Genomic DNA, 20,230 nt, shown 5'->3' with positions numbered 1-20,230 from the left:
CAACAAAGTGTTGCGCTTAGCGAGACCGTCGATTAACGTCATGCGCAACAAAGTGTTGCGAATCGAAGGAGTCGACATGGAGTACGGACAGATCGAGCGGACGATGTACGTCGAGGCCACACCGGAGGTGGTCTACGAGGTCATCAGCAGCCCTACGCATCTCGCGGAGTGGTGGCCCGACGAGGTGGCCCTGGAGCCGGTTCCCGGGGCGGTCGGCGAACTCGTCTTTGGGGAGCGCGGTACTCCGGACGTGCAGATCGTCCCGATCACGGTCGTCGACGCGCAGCCGCACCGGCTGTTCTCCTTCCGCTGGACCCACCCGGCCGAGGAACCCGCGGGCGTCGGCAATTCCCTGTTCGTCACCTTCGAACTCGCGCCCGCCGGCGACGGCACCTCGGTGCGGATGACCGAAACGGGTTTCCGCGAGATGGGGTGGGAGATCGCCGCGCTCGAAAAGGAGTACAGCGAGCACATCAAGGGGTGGGACTGGTACCTGCCGAGGCTCGTCCAGTGCGCGGAGCGGCTGGTCGCGCGGCGATGAGCGGCGTGGTCGACGATGAGCTGTGGTCCGCGATAGGGGACCCGACCCGGCGCCGCATGCTCGATCTACTCCTCACCGACGGTGCGGGGACCGCCACCAGCCTCAGTGACCGACTACCGGTCACCAGGCAGGCCGTCGCCAGACATCTGGGCGTACTGGACCGGGTCGGGTTGGTACACGGCACACCCGAGGGCCGGGAACGGCGCTACCGGGTCGACGACGCACAACTGGCCCGTGCGGTCGCGCAACTCAATGCCGTCGGATCTACCTGGGACGCCCGGTTGCAGCGCATCAAGCGCATCGCCGAGGCCATTCAACGCAGCAAACAGCAGTAATCGAGAGGGATCGACATGGTGGATATTCTGCACAGGGTCGGGGTCGAGTCGGCGTCGGTGGACGACGTCTATGCGGCCTTGACCTCGATCGAGGGCCTGGCCGGCTGGTGGGCGAGTGACACGACGGGGGATACCAAACCCGGGGGAGTCATCCGGTTCCGGTTCACCGCAGGTGGATTCGACATGAAGGTCATCGACCTGCAGCCCGGCGAGCGGGTGCTCTGGGAGGTGGTCGACGGGCCCGAGGAGTGGATCGGCACCGAAGTGGTGTGGGATCTGAAGGAAGAGGAAGGGTTCACGATCATCCTTTTCCAGCATCGGGGCTGGAAGGAACCGGGTGAGTTCATGCACCACTGCAGCACCAAGTGGGCGATCTACCTGATGAGTTTGAAGCAGTTGGTCGAAACCGGAACGGGTGCGCCCGACCCGCATGACGTGCAGATCAGCAACTGGCACTAGGGGATAGCGGGGGACCCGTCCAGGTCGATGGGTCCCCGTACCTCTCGCTTCGATCGCTCCGGAAAGCTCGCCCGGAATAGATATCTACGGCATACTGACCAAGGCAGCAGACCTTCTGACAGGTCGGGGCCGCGGCGCCGATAGCGGCCCGCATCGCCCACGCTCGGTTCGCAATCCTCGCGGCGAGCGCCTTTCTTTCCCGGTTGTCCCGGACACCGGACTCTTCGTCTCTCTTTCGAGATCGATCGATGCTGCCTTGTGTGAATCAGCCCGCCGACACCGGGCTCAACCATGCCATGAAACGGAGCGAAAGCTTATGAGTACCTTCGGAATTACCGACGGCAGCGAGCGAGCGGTCGTCGAGAACCTGCTCGACCGCAACCGCGCAGCGCTCATCGAGACCGTACGCGGACTGTCCGAGGAGGATGCCCGGCGTCGACTCGTCGCGTCGTTGACGACGCCGATCTCGTTGATCAAGCACGCCGCGGCCGCGGAACGGATCTGGTTCCAACGGTTCTGGGCGGAGCTCGACGAATCCGAGTGCGACGGGTACTCGGGCCGTGACGAGGGCACCTTCGCGGTCGCCGACGGCGAAACGCTGGCGGACGTTATCGCCGAGTATGAGCGCGCTAGCCAACGGTCCCGGGAGATCGCGGCCCGGTTCGAGCTCGATGACACCAAGGACAATCCTCGGGAGGGGAAGGTCAGCATGCGCTGGACGCTGCTCCTGATGATCCAGGAGTTCGCCAGGCATGCTGGGCATGGCGACATACTGCGTGAGCAGATCGAGAAGGGTATACCGGAGCGCCCCAACTCCTGAACGTCGGAGCTCCGGGCTTATCCATAACAGCCGGGGAGCGGGCTAGGGTCGATCACATCTGAGGTAGATGTCGGTTAGTTGACATAATGTTGATTATCGGCACAGAAACGGTGCGGATAAACGGTGGCTGTGCCGTGGCAATGTCGTTGGTATGTGCGAGGTTTCGTTGTCGCTTGCGTCAGTCCGCCCGGACTCCTCCGGACTCCCGTTCGATGCGGCCGGGTGTTGCGCGGGTTGACTCGTGTCGATCTCCCCTTGGTCCAAGTTCTCGCCGATGTAAATATTCCTGTCTGTGCCCGTTTTGAGCGGAATGTATTGAGCGGGTTCCGGATTGGGTACTTGCGACCTCTCCCCTAGGTCCACCGCCCTACCGACGAATCGTCACTGTGACGTTTTGAACGTAGGGCGGTGGACCTATGAAATCTGTTGGAGGTCAGCTCTTCCGGTCAAATTCCGTTGCCGATACCGTAGTAGCCGCCGAGCAGGCGTCGACGCCGCTCGCTGTCCACGTCGGTGTCGGAAATGGTCGACCTGGTCGTCTCGGCATCCTTGTCCGGCTTGTCGCTGTTGTTGCGGAAGATGCTCATGACGTTCCTTCGCCTCGCTGACTTCGTTGTCTACCAGTGTGGTTCGGTCGCGCCTTGTGGCGCATCGGTCGCAGGGATCGTCCGCCTACGCCGCAGCGGGTACTTTTCGCGGTGGTGATCTCAGGGTTCGGGTCCACCTGGCATGCCACCTGTGGGGCCAGATGTTGTCGACTGGCTCTGTTTTCAGATACCAGTGGTCGGTCATGCTGATCCGGTGTTGATTCGCCGGTTGGTTGCGCTGTATGTCGGGTTGTGGTTGTACGGGTTCTCGATGGCTGTGATGGTGCGGGCCGGGCTCGGGTTGGATCCGTGGGATGTGTTCCATCAGGGTGTGGCGCACCATGTCCCGATCAGTTTCGGTGCGGTGACGGCGCTAACCGGAATTGTGGTGCTGCTGGCCTGGATTCCGTTGCGGCAGCGGCCCGGTCTGGGGACGGTGAGCAACGTGGTGGTCATCGCGGTGTCGGTCGATGTCGGGCTGTGGTTGCTGCCCGCTTGGGAGGCGCTGCCGGCGCAGGCGGGTGCGATGGGTGCCGCGGTGGTGCTGAATGCGATTGCGACGGTGTTGTATATCGGTGCCGGGATGGGTCCTGGCCCGCGTGATGGACTGATGACTGGACTGGTGCGCCGGACCGGTGTGTCGGTGTGGGTGGTGCGGACCGTCATCGAGGTGACGGTGCTGTCGACCGGCTGGCTGCTCGGCGGCAGTATCGGGGTCGGCACGCTCGTCTACGCGTTCGGTATCGGTCCGCTGATCCAGCTGATGATCCCGACAGCGAATCGGTACTTGCCCGGCTTTCACACGAAGCCGGCGGATGAGCCCGTCATCGTCCCCGCGTGAACTTCACGATCATGGGGACTTGGTTGTGCCGGCTCCTCGCGAAATGCTGTCACCATGTCCGCATGATCTTGTGCTGGGTTGTGCCTCGAGGTGATGGCCGACTCCCCCGTCGTCCCGGCTGCTGATGGGAACCCTGCCGTAAAACGTCACTGTGACGTTAGTCGGGGTGTGTGCGGGGTCCCTATAGTTCGGTAGATTCCGCGAGTTTCGCTGGTTCGGCGGGATTCGCCGGACGCCACCAGCGCCATGCGCGCCCCATCATCACCAAGACGATCACGATGACGGTATGCAGCGCCCACAACGCCAACCACGGTCGCAGGAATCCGATCTCGTTGTATTGGCCGCGCTCGCCGACGCAGTACAGCGAGTAGTTGGTGCTGCGTCCTTCGGAGTCGTGGAAGGTGTCGGAGACGACGATCGGTTCTGGGTACGGTGCGTCGCAGAACAGTGGTGTGGTCAGCTTCGCTTCGCCGGGCCAGATGGCGATCGGGAGCAGGCAGCCGAGGATGCCGGTGAAACAGAGGATCGCGGCCAGTGTCGCCAGGATTCCCGGGGACCGTCGCGGGGCGGCGTCGCAGAGATGCTCGTCGGTCCGGTCGGATCGGTACTCTTCGCTCATAGCTGCTGCATCCGTAGAAATGTTCCGGCACGGTCGAATTGGGCGACCATCGTGGTGCGCGGTGAGGTGACGTGGACGCTCATGAGAAGGTCGGCGTCGACGCGGCTGATCACGATCGACGAGACGTAGCCGTTCTCCACACCGGTCTGGGTGCGGGCGGTGTCGACGACTTCCTCGAGCCTGAGTAGTCCGGAAACGTCTCGGACGTCGAATGTTTCACTGTCCAGGTCGACGAAGGCCGATACGTGTACCGGTGTGGGGCCGTGCAGGGTCCCGTTGGCGAAGGTGTAGTCGTCCTGTTGATCGGGTCGGCCGGGCACGCGGATACGCACATGGATGGCGCTGTCCTGGATAGCGAAATTGCGGTTCTCCGCGAGGAGGCGGTTGACCTGTGGTGATCGGGCCTGCACGGTGAGGCTGTGTGACTCCGGTGCGGTGAGCAGGATGACGCTCGTGTGGATGTCGGTGGTGCCCAGGCGTTGCCGCAGGGTGTCCATGGCGGCGGCGGGCAGGGCGGAGACGAGTCCGCCGCCGCGGGCCTGGATGGTCTTTTCGAAGTCGGCGCGGTCGACCGCGCCGATGCAGCCGGTGGTGACGGTGATCAGGAGCGCTCCGAGTGCGGCCACGAGGCAGGAGCGACGGTGTGGCATGGGCTGGATCGTATAGTGCTGGGGTGTCGGGAGATCGGTGTCGGTGTGGATGCTAGGTTCACCAGCACTGGGCGCTCGTCCAGTTGGGTCGGGCTGGCTGGTGTGGAGGCATGGTGCGCAAGACGTCGCGAGTGGTGATCGCGTGTGCGGCAATGGGTGTGGTGTTGCCGGTGGGTGGTGCTCCGGTGGCGTCGGCGGCGCCTGGGTTCAGCGAGTATGTCGCGCTGGGTGATTCGTGGGCGGCGGATGCGTCGCTGACCCAGGCGACGGGCGAATTCGCGCCGCTGGGGTGTGCGCAGAGCCGGGGTAGCTATGCCAAGCAGGTGGCGGCCGCGTTGGCGGTCCCGGTGTTCCGGGATGCGACGTGTGGTGGGGCGATGACGGTGAACATGACCGCGCCGCAGCAGGTCCCGTTCGGGGTCAATCCCCCGCAGTTCGATCGGCTCAGCCCCTCGACCGATCTGGTGACCCTCGAAATCGGCGGCAACGATGCCAAATTGGCGGTGACGGTGCAGCAGTGCCTGACCGCCGACCCGGCCGTATCGCCGTGCCTGAACACATTCGTCACCGGCGGCGTCGACCAGATGTCGGTGAACATCGCCGCGGCGGAACGGAGGGTGACCGCGTCGATCGACGGGATCCGCCAGCGCGCACCCCGGGCACGCATCCTGCTGCTGGACTACTTCGAAGGAGTCAGCACCGGCCCCGGCTGCTTCCCCGCCGTGCCGATCTCCGACGCCGACGCGGATTGGTTGGGGCGCAAGCTCATCGAGTTGAACGCGATGCTGGCACGCGTGGCTCAGGCAACCGGGGTCGAGCTGGTCGACACCTACCGCACCAGCTCCGGTCACGACGGCTGTCAGCCGCCCGGTACCCGGTGGGTCGAAGGTCTGGTCCCGTGGTCGAGCAACCCGCCGGGCCCAGCGGTGCCGTTCCATCCCAACCAACTCGGTGCCGACCATCAGGCGCGCAGCGTGCTGGCGGTGCTGGGAAGGTAGTCCCGAAGTCGCTCGGCTGCGTATTCGCTGCGGTGCACAGGACACGCGTCGTACTCAAGTGGGCGACGGTCCGGGAGCAGTCGCGCAACGTTCGAGCAGTCGCTGATTGTCGCGAGGACAGCGGTGATCGGTGACCGTAAAGTTCGGCGCATGGCGTTCCAACTCGAATTGCGACCGACTCCACCGTTGCAGTTGACTCCGGAATGCCTGGTGCACACCGGGATCGCGCGTCTGTTCGTGACCGGCATGCTCGTGCAGGGTTCCGGCGCTCCACCCGAACAGTTCGGTTTCTTCATCCCCACCGCGACACCGTTGCCCGTGACCGCCACCGAACCGCAACTGCTGGCCGAGGCGCACCTGATGACCGGCATCGCTACATCTACCTCGGGCAACTTCCCGTTCGGTGTCGAGCACGTTCAGGCCGCGTATCTGCCGGACCCGCGTGGCGGCACCGATCGCTGGTTGTATCTGAGTGGGGCCGCACACGTCGGGCGCGAGATCCGCCTCGGGTACCGAGTTACCGTGGTGTCGATGTGACCGCTGATCACCTGTGTCGAGGTGTATAGCAGATGCCCGCTATGTAGACCTGCGCGCTTGCGAAGGCCGCACACCTCATGAATGATGCGCCGGTCTCATTGCGGCGCATGGAAGGAAACATCTTGATGCGGACCTTGTATGTCGTCGCGCATCCGGAGTCGACTCATCACGTCGACGGGCTTGTCGGCGGCTGGTACGACTCACCACTCACCCCGGCGGGGTTGCGTGCCGCGACGAAGATCGCGGAGGCACTGCGCGGTGCCATCCCCGAGCAGGACGCGATCGAGGTGTACTCCTCGGATCTGCAACGGGCCGCGCGGACAGCCGACATCATCGGCGAGCAGTTGCGTGTCCGCCCGGTCCTCGATGCCCGGTGGCGGGAGAAGTCCTACGGTGCCGCTGAAGGCAAACCGCAGGAATGGTTGCGGCAGCGGTTCGTCACCCCGCCTGCTGTCGGCGAGCGGCTGCGCCACGACGAGGGCATTGCAGGGTCGGAGACCATGTATGGGTTCGGTGCGCGTGTCTATGCGGCGATGGACGCGGTCCTGTTGAGCGACTGCGCACATCAGGTCGTTGTGACGCACGGCGGCGCGATCACCTTCGCGGTGGCGGCGTGGACGAAGTTGCCGATCGAGTCGCTCGCTTACGCACGGTTCAACGGTCCGTCCGGCAGCATCACCGAACTCCGGGAGGACGACTACTTCCACAACCGTCAGGTCGTCCGGCTCGGCGACACCCGGCACCTCAGCTAGCGGGCGCCGCTGTCGTGGCATTCTGATCGACGGAAGGTTCGGCGGCCGCGCGGGTGACCGTCACCCACGTGTTGTTGACCGCGGCGTTGCCGGAGAAGGTGTCGGTGCGGGACGGGTCGTGCAAAAGGTTGACGTTCGCGCCGGGCAACGCGGCCGCCACCGACCAGCCGACACCGGGCTCTTGGTGCCCCCACCCGTGCGGGATGGCGATGGTGCCCGCGCGGATGTCGTCGCTGACTTCCAGGGGCACCACGATCGCACCGATCGCTGAGGTCACCGTGACGGGTTCACCATCGGTGAGCCCGCGGGCGGCGGCGTCGGCAGAGTGCATCAGCGCGGTGCAGCGGTCCCGTCCTTTCACCATGGCCGGGACGTTGTGCAGCCAGGAGTTGTTGCTGCGCAGGTGCCTGCGGCCGATCAACTTGAGGTCGTAGCCGTCGGCCGGCGTGGTGATCGCCTTTCCGGTCCGGGCGTCGTCGAGCACGGTGCGCGCGGCGGCGAGGAAATCCTCGGGCGCCAGATGCACCTTGCGGTCCTTCGTGCCGAGCAGCGCGCGCAATCGGGGCTGCAACGGGCCAAGGTCGATACCACCGGCGGAGGCACGCGCCTTGGCGACCGACAGCCCTTTGCGTCCGCGTCGCAGCATCCCGTACGGACCGGCAGCCACCCCGGCCGTGGCCAACCGCACGGGACTGAACTGCTCGAACAGCGTGTTGAGCGCGCGCGTGGTGAAGCGCCGGGCCGGTATCGGAACCAGTTCGGTGATCAGTCGCGCCAGGATCTGCCAGTCCTCGAGTCCGTCGGCGGGTGGGTCGAAGACGCGGGCGTCGTAGCGCAGGTTGTTGCGCACACTGAACACCGGGAACAGGATGTTGACGTCCTCGCGTTCGAGCGGGGAGATCGGCGGCAGGATGATGTCGGCATGTCGCGTGGTTTCGTTCACGTACATGTCCACGGCCACATAGAAATCCAGCGAATCCAGGGCCTCACCGAGTCTGCCGCGCTGCGGTGTGGACAGTGCCGGGTTGCCCGCGTAGGTGATCATGGCTCGGATCCGCCCGTCACCTTCGGTGAGGATCTCGTCCGCGAGAACCGCCACCGGCAGTTCGGTGCGGAACGACTTGTAGGTGCCGGAACGGTCCGTCCACGCTCCGTAACCCATCGGCAGATATTTCGCGAACCGGGCCGCGTCGATCGGTGGTGTCGCGAACATCTGCCCACCGACCCGGTCCAGGTTCCCGGTCACCGCGTTGATCGTGTTCACCAGCCAGTGGGTGAGTGTGCCTGTCACCTGCTGGCACACGCCGATCCGCGCGTACAGCACCGCCGACGACGCGGCGGCATGCTCACGGGCGAGGCTCCGGATGGTGTCGGCGTCGACGCCGGCGTGCGGCGCCATCTGCTCCGGCGTCGCCTCGGCGACCAGGGTGCGCAAGTGCTCCCAGCCGGTGCACTGCGCACCGATCGCGTCTTCGTCACACAGGTTTTCGGCGATCAACACGTGCAGCATCGCCAGCAGCAGATACACATCACCGCCCGGGCTCACCGCGACATGCTGATCCGCCAGCCGTGCGGTCTCGGTGCGCCGCGGATCGATGACCACGACCTTCCCGCCGCGGCCCCGCACGTCCTTGATGCGCTGCTTGGCGTTGGGCATGGTGGTGATCGACCCGTTCGATACCGCCGGATTCGCGCCGAGGATTACCAGCCGGTCGGTGCGATCGATATCGATGACCGGCATCAGCACATTCGACCCGAACATCCGCCACGCCACGAACTCCTGCGGGAACTGATCGATCGACGACGCCGAGAAGAAGTTCCGGGTCAGCAGCACCGCGCGCAGCAACGCCCCATAGATCACCGACGAACTGTGTGCCGCCGGATTTCCCAGGTACATGCCGATCGCGCTCGGCCCATACGTGCTGCGCACCGCCCGCAAGCGCTGCCCGATCTCACGGAACGCCTCATCCCAGCCGATCGGCTCGAACCGATCACCGACTCGGCGCACCGGTGTGCGCAACCGATCCGGATCGTGGTGCAGCCCGCCCATCGCCGTGGCCTTCGGGCAGATGTAGCCCTGCGACAGCACGTCCGCCGGATTACCCTCGATCCGCGTCACCTGGGGACCCTCGACGGTAACCAGGATTCCGCAGTGCGCCTCGCACAGCGTGCACTGCCGGGCAATGGTCGTAGCACTCATAGTGTTTCGCCTTCTGCCGGTTCGCTTGCCACAGGCTACCAAGCAAACCGTAGGTACCACTATGTTCGCGGTGCATTGAGCTGGGTTGCGCGGACCCCGACTGCCGTCGAGAAGTTGGCGGTCCACGTCGGCGTGTACTGGCTCGCGGGCACCGGCGCGTCGGCCGACGAGCACGCGCCCGGAGCGCGTATCTGCTCGGCGCCGACGCTCCGAAGAGGACGTGCTCTGGCAGTGCTGCTGGCCCGGCCTTCCTGCTGCGGCCGGACACCCCACCGCCCCGGCGATTCATGACGCGCTCAGCCTCGGGGAGGACCTGGTTCGGCAGAGTCTGCACGACTACACCTGCGGCCGCGTAGGCGCGGGCGCGCGAGGTCCGTCCGGAAAACGCACCGTCGCAGGCCCATTCGGCACTCGGATTGCGCGTGATGCAGACATGCACGCACTGCATTGCGTCGAACCGAACAGCCTTGGCGCGCTTGATAATTCATCGTCTGCACCAGGGGTTCCACGTGAATCAGCCTGACCGCGAACCTTTGCGCGACGGGACAGGACTCATTCGAATGGGTGTCCGCCGGGCGGTGCGACGGTGGTCGGCCCGAGTGCTGGGCAACGCCGAACACTCGGGCCGACCGGAGGTCTGCTCCCCCATCCGAAGCCCTATCAGCAGACGGGTTCCTCGTCGGCTTGTTTCGCCTCGAGGCCGACGGTGCCCTAGTCGAAGGCCGTCTGGCTGTTGATGTAGTTCTCGGGCACGGGGAACCTGATTCGTCGCTGGCATTGCGGGGTGTACCGCCCAGCCGACGCCAGGTGCCCACGCGACGCCGAACAGCGAGACCGCGGTGCGATCCTTCGGCGATGACAGGTCCCCGCCGGACGAATCACCCCGGCCGATAAGGTCGGGTAGTGACGTGGACGGTGGGCTTCGACCTGGATATGACGCTGATCGACTCGCGACCGGGCGTCAGCCGGGCGATCGACACCCTCGCGGCGGAGTTCGACCTCCCGATCCGCGGCACCGATTTCGCCGACCGGCTCGGGCCTCCGCTGGCTACCTTGCTCGTCGAGGTGGGTGCGCCGGAGGAGCTGGTTCCCGCGCTGGTCACCCGCTACCGGGAGCTGTATCCCAGCATCGTGTCCAGCATCCCCGCGATGCCGGGCGCCGACGCCGCGCTGGCCGCGATCGAGGCCCGCGGCGGGCGGGTGCTCGTCGTCACCGGCAAGCACGAACCCTTGGCCCGGTTGCACATCGACGAACTCGGCTGGCGGATCGACCATCTCGCCGGCGACCTCTGGTCCGCGGGCAAAGCCTCGGTGCTGACCCAGCAGCGCGCGAGCATTTTCGTCGGCGACCACATCGGCGACATGCGCGGCGCGCAAGCGGCGGGCGTTCGCGCTGTCGGCGTCCCCACCGGCCCGTGCGACGCCGCGGAACTGCGTGCCGCGGGTGCGGACGTGATCCTCACCGACCTCACCGAATTCCCGCAGTGGCTCGCCGCGGAACTCGGTCCGATCGCCGACGCGGGCTAGCCGAACCAGCGTGGCGCGCAGGGTATTCCGGACACTTGCACCGGCGGTTTCCCGCTCGCTAGCCTGCACACCAGTCGCCCACCCCCGGCGCGCATTCCGAGAGGAGTAACGAACCAATGGACCGTTTCACCGACAGGATCGCCGTGGTGACGGGTGCGGCACAGGGCATCGGCGCGGCGACCGCGCTGCGGCTGGCCATCGAGGGCGCCGCTGTCGCGGTGCTGGATCGCAACACCCCCGACGACACCCTCGAACAGATCACCCGCGCGGGCGGCACCGCACGCGGCTACGTCTGCGATGTCACCGACCGCGACTCCGTGCAGTCGGTGTTCGACCGGATCGCCACCGACCTCGGCGACCCGCACATTCTGGTGAACAACGCGGGCATCACCCGCGACGACCTGTTCTTCCGCCTCGCCGAGGACGACTGGAACGCCGTGCTCGCGGTCAACCTGACCGGCGTCTACCACTGCACCCAGGTCGCGCAGAAGTACATGGTCGCCCAGCGTTACGGCAAGATCGTGTCGCTGTCGAGCCGCTCGGCCCTGGGCAACCGCGGCCAAGCCAACTACGCCGCCGCCAAAGCAGGCATCCAAGGCCTCACCGCCACCCTCGCCCTGGAACTCGGCCCCTACAACATCAACGTCAACGCCGTCGCCCCCGGCTACATCGCCACCGCGATGACCGCCGCCACCGCCGACCGCGTCGGCATGACCCCCGAAGACCACCAGCAATCCGTCGCCGAACGCACCCCACTCGGCCGCGTCGGCCAGCCCGAGGAAGTCGCCGCCGTCATCGCCTTCCTCGCCAGCGACGAAGCCTCCTACGTCAGCGGCCAAACCCTCTACGTCAACGGCGGAGCACGCTGACCAACGGGACCGCAGGGCGGCGCCACTCGCACAATGGCGCCCGCATGGCCCGTTCGGCAGCATCGCGCGGTGCGACCGGGACATGAGGGCGCGGTTCACCACGGGATCGGACCGTGCCGGTCGAAGTAACCGCCGGTGGGTCCCTCGGGCCCGAGCGTGGCCAGCGTGACGATGGCGTCGGTACCTTCGGTGAGCGTCTGATGCCCGGCATGACCGTTGAAATCGGTTGCGGTGTAACCGGGATCGGCGGCGTTGACCCGCATCCCCGGTAGTGCTCGCGCGTACTGCGAGGTGATCATGTTCAGCGCCGACTTGGACGAGGTGTAGGGCAAGTTCAGCAGGGTCGATTCGAGCCTGGCCGGATCGGAGGTGACGGTCAGCGAACCCATCCCGCTCGACACCATCACGATGCGCGGCTGCCTCGCCGCCCGCAGCAACGGCAGGAACGCGTGGGTCACCTCGACGGGTGCGAACACGTTGGTCTCGAAGACCGCACGGAAATCCTCGGCCCGCGTGTCCTCCGGAGCATGGAACGCACCGGAAATACCCGCGTTGTTGATCAGCACATCCAACGCCGAGGTCCGCGCACCCACCGCCTCCACCGCGGCCGCGATCGACGCCGCCGAGGTCACGTCGAGCGGCACGAAATCGACAGTCAACCCGGCCTCGGCGAGCTCGACTGCCGCCCGCTTACCGCGCTCGGCATCGCGCGCACCCAGAAACACCTGCCAGCCCAATTCGCCGAGCCTGCGGACGGTCTCGCGACCCAGCCCCTTGTTCGCTCCGGTCACCAGAGCCGTTGTCGTTGCGTTCATGCACTCAGCCTCGGTGCCCACACCCCACCCCACCAGGGCCGAATTGTCCTGGGACCAGCGGTACCACCCCGCGCCGTGCCCCCTGCGGAATGATCGAGGGATGGACCGCTCCGAACTCGCCGCGCTGCTGCGCCAGGCCCGCACCCGGATACAGCCGCGCGATGTCGGCCTGCCCGCGGGCACGCGCCGCCAGGTACCCGGACTGCGCCGTGAAGAGGTCGCCCAGCTCGCCGGCGTCAGCGTCGACTACGTGGTCCGGCTCGAACAAGGCCGCGGGCCACACCCCTCGACCGCCGTGCTCACCGCCCTGTCCCGGGCCCTGCGACTCGACGACAACGACCGTGACCTGCTGTTCCGCCTCGCCGGATCCGCGCCACCGCAGGCAGGCCGGATCGCCCAGGTCGTAAGACCGAGCGTCCTGCGCCTGCTGGACCGGATGGTGGACCTGCCGACACTGGTCATGTCGGCCAAAGGCGATGTGCTGGCCTGGAATCCGATGGCCGCCGCACTCCTGGGCGACTTCTCCGCCGTGCCGCCCGCCCGCCGCAACATCATCCGGGAATGCTTCCTCGGCACCGAGCCCGGCCGCGTCCGCTTCACCCCCGAGGAACTGCACTCGGTCGGCGCCTACGGTGTCGGCACCCTGCGCAGCGCCAAGGCCCGCTACCCCGACGACCCCGACCTGGACCGCCTGATCACCGAATTACGCACCCACAGCAGCGAGTTCGAACAACTCTGGCACGAACGCCCCTCGGTCCAATGGCGCAGCGCCACCAAAACCATCGACCACCCCGAACTCGGCACCCTGGTCCTGGAGTGCGACACCCTGCTCGTCCCCGACGCCGACCAAACCGTCGTCGTCTACTCCGCCGCCCCCCACACCCCCGCCGCCTCCGCGCTGGACCTGCTCCGCATCACCGGCACCCAGCAATTCACCGACCACACCTGAGTGCCCGTGGCCAGTGCACCTGGCCGATCAGGAGGGGATTCAGCGCTGAAAGGAGGCCCGGCCCACTGGACCGAGCCTCCCGAGGCGGAGCGAACTACTTCTTGTCCGCGACCAACCCGTACTCCTCGAGCATGACCCCGATCTCGGTCGACTCCAGCTTCTTCATCAACTTCCTCCGCAGCACGTCCGGCCCCGGGATATGCAGCTCGTCCCCGTCGCGTAGCCGGCTCGTCGCGGCCAGCAGTTTGCGCACGTCGTAGGTCGAGTTGTAGACCTCCGGCACGCCGCGCTCGATACCGAGCAGCTGATACGACGCCTCCATCGCGGTGCGCACCGAGTATTCGGTGGTGAAGATGCAATCGCGGGTCGTCTCGGCGAACTGGCCGATGAACGCGAAGTTCACCGAGCCCTCCGGGACCACGTCCGGGCGGTCACCGGCTTGGCGCGGCATGAAGAACGCCGTCACGTACGGCATCATCACCGGCACGCATTTGGCCGAATTCGCGGCCAGCTCACCGATTTCGGCTTCCGGCACACCCATGTGGTAGAGCCATTCCTGGGTGATCTCCTCGCCGGTGCATTCGCTCATCGGCTTCTTGACGTAATCGCCGGGCACATCCACGAACAGCGAGTAGACCCAGACGACGATCTGATCCTTGGGCTGCTGCTTGAAATGCGGCTGCCGGTTCACCGTCCAGCTCATCAACCAGCTCGAGTCCTTCACCGTGACGATGCCGCCGGTGACGACCTTCCCGCTGAACGGATCACGCTTACAGATCTTCTGGATATACCTGGGGATGCGCTCGTCGAGCGTGGTGACCGTCGCCGACTCCCATTTGGTCTCCGGAATATGCCCACCGAATACATCGGGATGCCCGAACGAGGGATCTTTGGCCGCGATCCGCCGCCACAGATCCCACGCCGGTGCCGGACCGTCGAGCAGTTTCGCCGGGGTGTGATGGTCGCCGTCATTCGAGTTCTCGGTGAGCGAGCCGATCGTGGTGAACAACAGATCGTTCTCGCCCAACTCGACACTGCCCTCGGTGCCCTCCGAGACCCAGTGGATCTTGGTGGCCTGCTTGCGTTCCCGGGTCAGATGGAAGTCGATATCGGTGATCTCGGTATCGAACCGGAACGTCACGCCCTGATCGAGCAGCCACCGATACAGCGGCAACACCAGCGACTCGTACTGGTTGTATTTGGTGAACTTCAACGCCGAGAAATCGGGCAGACCGCCGATGTGGTGGATGAAGCGATGCAGATACAACTTCATCTCCAGCGCGCTGTGCCACTCCTCGAAGGCGAACATCGTGCGCCAGTACAGCCAGAAGTTGCTCTGCAGGAAGTCCTCGCCGAAGACCTCGTCGATGCGCTTGTTCTCCATCTCCTCCGGCGCGGCGAGGAACACCTTGATCATGTCCTTCTGCGCCTTGTTGCTCAGCGTGAACAGGCCGTCGGTGTGCGCGTCCTGGCCGCGCTTCTCGGTGGCCCGCTGCAACGAGGAGTTGGGGTCGTCCTTGTTCAGCCAATAGAACTCGTCCAGCACGCTGGCCCCGTCGATCTCCATCGAGGGCACCGACCGGAACAGATCCCACAGGCATTCGAAATGGTTCTCCATCTCGCGGCCACCGCGGATCACGAAACCCTTCTTCGGCTCCTTGATGCCGTCGAGCGCGCCACCGGGCAGCTTCAACCGCTCGAACACGGTGATCTTGTCACCCGACATCTGACCGTCCCGGATGAGGAATGCCGCACCCGACAGCGAGGCCAGCCCCGCCCCGACGAACCACGCCGTCTTGTCCTGCACACCCTCGGGCTTGCGTGGTCGGGCAAAGGCCTCGTAATTGCCGCTGCTGTAGTACATGTGACCCCTCTCCTGAAAATGGTTCGGAATTACCTGCCGCGCAAGCGTTCAGGAGTACTTGTAGAAGCCCTCACCGCTGGACTTGCCGAGCTTGCCCTTGTCGATGTAGTTGTCCTTGAGCCACGCCGCGAGCTTCTTCCCGTCGTCGTCGCTGTTGACCAGGATGTTGTAGGGGGTGTTGAGGCCGATGACGTCGATCATCTGGAACGGGCCGAACGGGGCGCCGGTGGCGATACGCCAGGTCTTGTCGACCGCTTCGGGATCGGCATAGCCGCCCGCACTCAGCGCCATCGCGGAGTTCAACAGCGGCACCAGCAGCGAGTTGACCACGTAACCGGCCTTCTCCTTGTGCAACTCGATCGGCACCATGCCGATCGCCTCGGCGAACTCGGCCACCGCACGGAACACCTCCGGATCGGTGTCCTTGGTGCCCATCACCTCGGCGGTGTTGTAGCGCCACACGTCGTTGGCGAAATGCAGTGCGAGGAACCGATCGGGACGCCCGGTGGACTCCTTGAGATCGCTGGGCAGCAGGGTGGAGGAGTTGGTGGCGAAAATGGTGCGGTGCGGGGCCAGTTCGCTGAGCTTCTGGTAGGTCTCCTGCTTGATCTTCACCACTTCGGGCACCGCCTCGATGACCAGGTCGGCGTCCTTGACGGCCTCGGCCAGATCAGCGGTCAGCACAATGGAGTCCGCGGCCTTTTCGGCTTTGCCGTCACCGGCGCCGTCGACCTCGTCGCGGTAGATCGACACCAGCTTGGCGAAACGCTCATTCGCCGCCTTCAGCGCGTCGTCGTTGATGTCATAGGCCGTGACCTCGAATCCACTGAACGCGGTCTGGAATGCGATCTGTGAACCGAGGACCCCGGTGCCGAGAACGGTCACCTTACGGATGCTCATGGTGTTCTCCTTCCTGCCGGGGGCGAGGTTCGCCCCTCGACGTCCACTCACTCGACCGAGGCGAAGTAACCCGCCACGATCTGGGCTATCTGGCCATGCAGGTCACCGGTCGCGTCGCGGCCGGGATGCGCGCCGGTCGACGGCCGGGCCAGGATGAGGTGCAGCACAGCGAATACGCTGCGTCCCGCCAGCAATGCACGGGCGAACAGATCCTTCGCCTCGGCCTCGCGAGCTGTCACACCCGCGGTGAGCCGTTCGGCGATCATCGCCTCCAGCCGGGCGACCAAGGCGAGGCCCTCGGCGCGGTACTGCTCGGTGGGTGCGCCGAACAGCAACTCGCGCTGATACGCCACCGTGTTCTCCACGCGGCGGTCCGCGGCTTCCAGAATGGGGCGCACCATGGCCAGCACCGCGCGCACCGGATCGGCTTCCGAGCGCGACTCCTGTTCGCCCAGCTCGAGTGCTGTGCGGAACTCCTCGTTGTAGACCATCAGCAGCAGCTCGCCCTTGGACGAGGCGTACCGGAACAACGTGCCCGCCGCCACGTCCGCGCGATCGGAGATCTGCTGAGTGGTGACACTGTCGAAACCACGCTCGGCGAACAGTGCGGCCGCGGCCTCGAAAATGCGCGACTGCTTGTCGCGCATATTGCGCACCCGGCGGCCGGTGGCTGCCGCTTCCGGCGTGGTCATCACCGCAACACCTCCAATAATGAGTGGACTCATTTCTGAGCGTACTCCTAGTTATCCAGCGGTCAACCCCTGGACTCCTGCCGAGGTACCCACTCGCCCACCGTTCACCGCTTAGCGCGCGTAAGGAAATCGCACACCCGCGCCCGGCCGCGGCGTTGCCCTCCCCGCGCATCGCCACTGTGTGCGATCGGCGACCGAACGCGCCGCTCACGCGGCAGTGCGTCGCCGTGCCGGCCCCCGGAAGCCGCGCCGCAGTCTGTGCGCACAACGGGACGCCTCGCACAGCGCCCGGCCCGCAGCGCGGTGGCCGCGCCGATGCCTGGGCCGCACCCATCACCGGCGATGGCGTAGACCTATGCCACCCCCTTGGACCGGGCTGCTGTTGCATCAACGCGGCATGCGTGAATTGCCGTGTCGCGCAAGATTTCGCTGCCGCTTTCAGGCGCGGCCCGCCACCTGAATACGCAGTGCGCATACTAGAACCCTTGGGGCCGTTCACAATTGGAAGCCGACGTGCGTTGTGCAATGCGACGATTATCGAGCAGTCCGCCCAGCAGGGCACCGCGACGCCGATACCGTGAAACAAGGCCATTCCGGACTCCGATCACAGGGGGTCACGATGTCGAACGAGGATCGTGCTCTCACGGGTGTCGATCGCCGGGACTTCCTGACGCGGATGGCCTGGTTCATGGCCTGCGCGGGCGCAGGAGCACTGGCGTCAGGCGCCCTCACACCCCCGGTGGCGCGGGCGAGCCCGTTCGCCGCCGTCGACGCCGTGGTACTCGATACCCTGCGCGGAGTTTGCGTGATGGTGTTCCCGGGGCCCGACGAATGGTCCCGCGTGCAGGGCACGCCGCGGCCAGGGCCGGGTCCGATCGAGGTCGGGGGCGGTGAGTTCATGCGCGACCTGTTCGACAACTATTTGGCCGCGGGCGATCAGCTGACCAGACCGCTGGCCCTGGGTTTCGCCCAATCCTTCGATGAGCTCGGCATACCGGCACCCCAACTGCTCGGCGTCACTCCCGAGCAAGGTTGGCGGATCGATCAGGCGCTGGGCTACCGCTACTCCGATCGCGTGCTGCCGCTGTCGGTTCTGCTGACGCTGGCGCTGAACTTCGGTGCACTGCTCGTCGCACCCACCACCCTGGCCGGTCCGCTGGGATCCCCGTTCGCCCGGCTGAGCCTGCACGACAAATGCCGCGTCCTCGAACTGCTCGAACGCCCGATCCCGGCCCTGGTCTCGATCGTCGACCGCGCACTGCCCGGACCGATGCGCGGCACGGGCACCGGATTCCTGCGCTTCGCCGGCGGGCTCATCCTCGAAGCCGCGGCCTTCAGCGTCTACTCCGAAATGGAGATGTTCGACCCGGTCACGCGCACCGTGACCGCGCGGCCACCGGCGTGGGAGATCACCGGGTACCGCCCGGACGGGCTGGTCGAGGGCCATCCCGAACTGATCGGCTATTACCAAGGGCGCAGGGAGGTACCGGCGGATGCGTGATGTCATCGTGATCGGCGCGGGCGGCGGCGGCCCGGTGATCGCCGCCGAGCTGGCCGGGCGTGGACTGGATGTGCTGCTGCTGGAAGGCGGTCCACGCCACGCCGCACCCCGGTCGCAGTGGTCGCACGCGGAGAACGACGCCAACAATCCCAACGATGGTTTTCTGCGCTTCGGTCCGCAGGATCGCCGGAAACCCGGGTGGTTTCGGGAGTGGGCGTCGAACCTCTACGCCTGGCAGCTGTCCGGAGTCGGCGGCACCACCGTCCATTATTTCGGCAACTGCCCCCGCCCGTATCCCGGTGTCTTCCGAGGCTATTCAGGTCCGGACGCCGCAGCTTACGATCGTGAGCACGAATTTCCCTTCAGCTACGCCGAATTCGTGCCCTACCTGGAGTGGGTCGAGGCGACCCTGCCGGTGCAGACCGCGGCCATGGGCACCAAGGAAGCACTCACCTTCCGCGGCTGCGAAAACGCCGGACTCTCCGTACAGACCTCACGCAACACCACCGGCATCGCCTTCCGGCCACAACAGAACGCGATCCTCCAGCCAGGCGGCAACGCCGGCCGCACCGACCGCGCCGAGCTGCTCACCTACCCCGCCGCGACCGGCTGCACATTCTGCGGCCACTGCTTCCAAGGCTGCTACGAACCGATCCACGCGCCCCGCAACCTGGTCGCCAAACGCTCCACCGACAACAGCTACATACCGCTCGGTCTCGCCGCGGACGCGGTACGCCCCGGCGGCAAACCGGTCGAGCTGATCGCGGATTCCTTCGCCACCTCGATCAACTCCCGGCAACGCGGCAACGACGTGGTGGCGACCGGGGTCACCTGGCGCAACAACACCACCGGCGAACAGTTCACCGAAGACGCCACGACGGTGGTGCTGGCCGGCGGCGCGACCGAGAGCCCACGGTTGTGGTTCAACAGCGGCCTGCCCAACCCCAACGACTGGGTGGGCCGCGGCCACACCGACCACTTCCTCGACTGGGTCGTCGGCGCCTTCGACGAATACACCGGCAACTCCAAAGGCGCCAACTCCGCCGCCCGCATCGAGTTCCCCGGCCACGGCGGCATCGAGAACGTCGGCCTGACCCCCGCCATCCAGGCCTTCTCGATGTGCCTGTCCGACAGCGGAGTTCGCGGGGTCTACGACAACGGCCGCGGCCCGGCCGGCCCCTGGGACGGGCGCGCGGGCCGCCTGGTCGGCAACGAACTGCTCGACCTGCTCGCCGGCGGCATCGACCACCTGCTGAACTTCCTGGTCATCACCGACGACCACGTCGAACCCGGCAACCGGATCACCCCCTCGCTGTTCCCCGCCGACGAGAACGGCGCCCCCGCCAAGATCGACGTCGCACGCCGGCAACGCAAACCCCAAACCCTCGCCAACCGAGAGTTCATGGCCTGGCGAGCCGCCGAGATCATGCGCGCCGCCGGCGCCAAACAGGTCTACCGCATGGACTGGGCGCCCCTGCTTCTGCACGTGCACTCCTCGATGCGCATGGGCACCTCCGCCGCGAACTCGGTCCTCGACGCCAACGCCGAGGCCCGCTGGGTCAAACGCCTGTTCATCGCCGACAACTCCGCCCTCCCCAACGCCCTCGGCGGCCCCAACCCCACCCTGTCCACCCAAGCGCTCGCCACCCGCACCGCGGAGAAACTGTTCCAGCTCTACTTCGGCGGCGATCCCTGGGTCGACAAGGAAGCACCCATCGTCACCACCGACCCCCGCATCACCACCCGCCTGGCACAACTGGACCTGTAACCGCCA

21 protein-coding genes are annotated in these 20,230 nt (G+C 66.1%); 13 read left to right on the top strand and 8 right to left on the bottom strand.

All coding sequences use genetic code 11. The annotated features are described in order from the left end of the window. Window positions 1-76 precede the first annotated feature (76 nt). The 4 genes from DMB37_RS01310 to DMB37_RS01295 all read left to right on the top strand — a co-directional run bounded on the left by DMB37_RS01310 (window position 77) and on the right by DMB37_RS01295 (window position 2,155). Entirely contained in the window at window positions 77-541 is a 465-nt protein-coding gene (locus DMB37_RS01310; RefSeq protein WP_135231060.1) for an SRPBCC domain-containing protein, read from the top strand. Beyond that, on the top strand, window positions 538-876 hold the full coding sequence (locus DMB37_RS01305) for a metalloregulator ArsR/SmtB family transcription factor (RefSeq protein ID WP_135237264.1): 339 nt from the start codon (window positions 538-540) through the stop codon (window positions 874-876). Before DMB37_RS01310 ends, DMB37_RS01305 begins: the two co-directional genes overlap by 4 nt. A 15-nt stretch (window positions 877-891) precedes the next feature. Then, window positions 892-1,335, top strand: a complete 444-nt coding sequence (locus DMB37_RS01300; RefSeq protein WP_135231059.1) for an SRPBCC domain-containing protein — start codon at window positions 892-894, stop codon at window positions 1,333-1,335. 316 nt (window positions 1,336-1,651) lie between these two features. Then, window positions 1,652-2,155, top strand: coding sequence for a DinB family protein (locus DMB37_RS01295; protein ID WP_135231058.1), 504 nt, complete (start codon window positions 1,652-1,654; stop codon window positions 2,153-2,155). A 446-nt stretch (window positions 2,156-2,601) separates the two neighbouring features. Here the strand turns inward: DMB37_RS01295 and DMB37_RS40340 are convergent, their stop codons facing one another. After that, window positions 2,602-2,742, bottom strand: a complete 141-nt coding sequence (locus DMB37_RS40340; protein ID WP_167768673.1) for a hypothetical protein — start codon at window positions 2,740-2,742, stop codon at window positions 2,602-2,604. 214 nt (window positions 2,743-2,956) lie between these two features. Here DMB37_RS40340 and DMB37_RS01290 point away from each other — a divergent pair, with 214 nt between their 5' ends. Further along, complete coding sequence (locus DMB37_RS01290; RefSeq protein ID WP_135231057.1) at window positions 2,957-3,583, top strand: YitT family protein; 627 nt, start codon at window positions 2,957-2,959, stop codon at window positions 3,581-3,583. Window positions 3,584-3,764: 181 nt separating this feature from the next. Here DMB37_RS01290 and DMB37_RS01285 read toward each other — a convergent pair whose 3' ends face one another. Together DMB37_RS01285 and DMB37_RS01280 are read right to left on the bottom strand one after the other, a co-directional pair. Beyond that, entirely contained in the window at window positions 3,765-4,202 is a 438-nt protein-coding gene (locus DMB37_RS01285; protein ID WP_135231056.1) for a hypothetical protein, read from the bottom strand. Continuing rightward, the gene (locus DMB37_RS01280) at window positions 4,199-4,852 is read right to left on the bottom strand and encodes a hypothetical protein (RefSeq protein ID WP_135231055.1); all 654 of its coding nucleotides are present in this window, start codon (window positions 4,850-4,852) and stop codon (window positions 4,199-4,201) included. Before DMB37_RS01280 ends, DMB37_RS01285 begins: the two co-directional genes overlap by 4 nt. Before the next feature lie 110 nt (window positions 4,853-4,962). Between DMB37_RS01280 and DMB37_RS01275 the strand changes: the two genes are divergently transcribed. The 3 genes from DMB37_RS01275 to DMB37_RS01265 all read left to right on the top strand — a co-directional run bounded on the left by DMB37_RS01275 (window position 4,963) and on the right by DMB37_RS01265 (window position 7,139). Further along, a complete protein-coding gene (locus DMB37_RS01275; protein WP_135231054.1) occupies window positions 4,963-5,850 on the top strand; it encodes an SGNH/GDSL hydrolase family protein in 888 nt (295 codons plus the stop codon). 150 nt (window positions 5,851-6,000) lie between these two features. After that, window positions 6,001-6,387 carry a hypothetical protein gene (locus DMB37_RS01270; protein WP_135231053.1) on the top strand — a complete coding sequence of 129 codons (387 nt, stop codon included), beginning with the start codon at window positions 6,001-6,003 and terminating at the stop codon, window positions 6,385-6,387. A 125-nt stretch (window positions 6,388-6,512) separates the two neighbouring features. Further along, window positions 6,513-7,139 carry a histidine phosphatase family protein gene (locus DMB37_RS01265; RefSeq protein WP_135231052.1) on the top strand — a complete coding sequence of 209 codons (627 nt, stop codon included), beginning with the start codon at window positions 6,513-6,515 and terminating at the stop codon, window positions 7,137-7,139. Here the strand turns inward: DMB37_RS01265 and DMB37_RS01260 are convergent. Next, the gene (locus DMB37_RS01260; RefSeq protein ID WP_135231051.1) at window positions 7,132-9,339 is read right to left on the bottom strand and encodes a molybdopterin oxidoreductase family protein; all 2,208 of its coding nucleotides are present in this window, start codon (window positions 9,337-9,339) and stop codon (window positions 7,132-7,134) included. The two genes, DMB37_RS01265 and DMB37_RS01260, sit on opposite strands and share 8 nt — an antisense overlap. Before the next feature lie 903 nt (window positions 9,340-10,242). Between DMB37_RS01260 and DMB37_RS01255 the strand changes: the two genes are divergently transcribed. Both DMB37_RS01255 and fabG read left to right on the top strand, forming a co-directional pair. Next, complete coding sequence (locus DMB37_RS01255) at window positions 10,243-10,866, top strand: HAD family hydrolase (RefSeq protein WP_167768672.1); 624 nt, start codon at window positions 10,243-10,245, stop codon at window positions 10,864-10,866. 116 nt (window positions 10,867-10,982) lie between these two features. Continuing rightward, entirely contained in the window at window positions 10,983-11,735 is a 753-nt protein-coding gene (fabG, locus tag DMB37_RS01250) for a 3-oxoacyl-ACP reductase FabG (RefSeq protein WP_135231050.1), read from the top strand. A 95-nt stretch (window positions 11,736-11,830) separates the two neighbouring features. On the opposite strand, the gene DMB37_RS01245 is transcribed toward fabG, so the two are convergent. Beyond that, window positions 11,831-12,550: an SDR family NAD(P)-dependent oxidoreductase gene (locus DMB37_RS01245; RefSeq protein WP_135231049.1), complete on the bottom strand. Its 720-nt coding sequence runs from the start codon at window positions 12,548-12,550 to the stop codon at window positions 11,831-11,833. Window positions 12,551-12,650: 100 nt separating this feature from the next. Here DMB37_RS01245 and DMB37_RS01240 point away from each other — a divergent pair, with 100 nt between their 5' ends. Next, window positions 12,651-13,499, top strand: a complete 849-nt coding sequence (locus DMB37_RS01240; protein WP_135231048.1) for a helix-turn-helix transcriptional regulator — start codon at window positions 12,651-12,653, stop codon at window positions 13,497-13,499. A 94-nt stretch (window positions 13,500-13,593) separates the two neighbouring features. On the opposite strand, the gene DMB37_RS01235 is transcribed toward DMB37_RS01240, so the two are convergent. Genes DMB37_RS01235 through DMB37_RS01225 form a run of 3 tightly spaced genes read right to left on the bottom strand, consistent with a single transcriptional unit; the run spans window position 13,594 to window position 16,955 of the window. Then, window positions 13,594-15,363 (bottom strand): oleate hydratase, encoded by a 1,770-nt coding sequence (locus DMB37_RS01235; protein ID WP_135231047.1) that lies wholly within the window; start codon window positions 15,361-15,363, stop codon window positions 13,594-13,596. 48 nt (window positions 15,364-15,411) lie between these two features. Then, on the bottom strand, window positions 15,412-16,263 hold the full coding sequence (locus tag DMB37_RS01230) for a 3-hydroxyacyl-CoA dehydrogenase (RefSeq protein ID WP_135231046.1): 852 nt from the start codon (window positions 16,261-16,263) through the stop codon (window positions 15,412-15,414). A gap of 47 nt (window positions 16,264-16,310) precedes the next feature. Further along, window positions 16,311-16,955 carry a TetR/AcrR family transcriptional regulator gene (locus tag DMB37_RS01225; RefSeq protein ID WP_240772185.1) on the bottom strand — a complete coding sequence of 215 codons (645 nt, stop codon included), beginning with the start codon at window positions 16,953-16,955 and terminating at the stop codon, window positions 16,311-16,313. Window positions 16,956-17,574: 619 nt separating this feature from the next. Here DMB37_RS01225 and DMB37_RS01220 point away from each other — a divergent pair. Beyond that, a complete protein-coding gene (locus tag DMB37_RS01220) occupies window positions 17,575-18,456 on the top strand; it encodes a hypothetical protein (RefSeq protein ID WP_135231045.1) in 882 nt (293 codons plus the stop codon). Further along, window positions 18,449-20,224: a GMC oxidoreductase gene (locus DMB37_RS01215; protein ID WP_135231044.1), complete on the top strand. Its 1,776-nt coding sequence runs from the start codon at window positions 18,449-18,451 to the stop codon at window positions 20,222-20,224. The genes DMB37_RS01220 and DMB37_RS01215 overlap by 8 nt, the downstream gene beginning before the upstream one ends. Window positions 20,225-20,230: the final 6 nt, after the last annotated feature.

The organism is Nocardia sp. CS682 (genome assembly GCF_004634405.1).
GTDB lineage: Bacteria > Actinomycetota > Actinomycetes > Mycobacteriales > Mycobacteriaceae > Nocardia > Nocardia ninae.
The sequence above is the reverse complement of the archived record's forward strand: the minus strand, read 5'-3'. Positions and strand labels throughout refer to the sequence as shown.

Excerpts from the sequence above, each read along its gene's own strand:
- DMB37_RS01265 (WP_135231052.1), top strand. The coding sequence starts at position 6,513 with ATGCGGACCTTGTATGTCGTCGCGCATCCGGAGTCGACTCATCACGTC.
- DMB37_RS01215 (WP_135231044.1), top strand. The coding sequence starts at position 18,449 with ATGCGTGATGTCATCGTGATCGGCGCGGGCGGCGGCGGCCCGGTGATC.
- DMB37_RS01220 (WP_135231045.1), top strand. The coding sequence starts at position 17,575 with ATGTCGAACGAGGATCGTGCTCTCACGGGTGTCGATCGCCGGGACTTC.
- DMB37_RS01285 (WP_135231056.1), bottom strand. The coding sequence starts at position 4,202 with ATGAGCGAAGAGTACCGATCCGACCGGACCGACGAGCATCTCTGCGAC.
- DMB37_RS01230 (WP_135231046.1), bottom strand. The coding sequence starts at position 16,263 with ATGAGCATCCGTAAGGTGACCGTTCTCGGCACCGGGGTCCTCGGTTCA.
- DMB37_RS01300 (WP_135231059.1), top strand. The coding sequence starts at position 892 with ATGGTGGATATTCTGCACAGGGTCGGGGTCGAGTCGGCGTCGGTGGAC.
- DMB37_RS01225 (WP_240772185.1), bottom strand. The coding sequence starts at position 16,955 with ATGACCACGCCGGAAGCGGCAGCCACCGGCCGCCGGGTGCGCAATATG.
- DMB37_RS01270 (WP_135231053.1), top strand. The coding sequence starts at position 6,001 with ATGGCGTTCCAACTCGAATTGCGACCGACTCCACCGTTGCAGTTGACT.
- DMB37_RS01240 (WP_135231048.1), top strand. The coding sequence starts at position 12,651 with ATGGACCGCTCCGAACTCGCCGCGCTGCTGCGCCAGGCCCGCACCCGG.
- DMB37_RS01295 (WP_135231058.1), top strand. The coding sequence starts at position 1,652 with ATGAGTACCTTCGGAATTACCGACGGCAGCGAGCGAGCGGTCGTCGAG.
- DMB37_RS01260 (WP_135231051.1), bottom strand. The coding sequence starts at position 9,339 with ATGAGTGCTACGACCATTGCCCGGCAGTGCACGCTGTGCGAGGCGCAC.
- DMB37_RS01275 (WP_135231054.1), top strand. The coding sequence starts at position 4,963 with ATGGTGCGCAAGACGTCGCGAGTGGTGATCGCGTGTGCGGCAATGGGT.
- DMB37_RS01245 (WP_135231049.1), bottom strand. The coding sequence starts at position 12,550 with ATGAACGCAACGACAACGGCTCTGGTGACCGGAGCGAACAAGGGGCTG.
- fabG (WP_135231050.1), top strand. The coding sequence starts at position 10,983 with ATGGACCGTTTCACCGACAGGATCGCCGTGGTGACGGGTGCGGCACAG.
- DMB37_RS01280 (WP_135231055.1), bottom strand. The coding sequence starts at position 4,852 with ATGCCACACCGTCGCTCCTGCCTCGTGGCCGCACTCGGAGCGCTCCTG.
- DMB37_RS01310 (WP_135231060.1), top strand. The coding sequence starts at position 77 with ATGGAGTACGGACAGATCGAGCGGACGATGTACGTCGAGGCCACACCG.
- DMB37_RS40340 (WP_167768673.1), bottom strand. The coding sequence starts at position 2,742 with ATGAGCATCTTCCGCAACAACAGCGACAAGCCGGACAAGGATGCCGAG.
- DMB37_RS01235 (WP_135231047.1), bottom strand. The coding sequence starts at position 15,363 with ATGTACTACAGCAGCGGCAATTACGAGGCCTTTGCCCGACCACGCAAG.
- DMB37_RS01305 (WP_135237264.1), top strand. The coding sequence starts at position 538 with ATGAGCGGCGTGGTCGACGATGAGCTGTGGTCCGCGATAGGGGACCCG.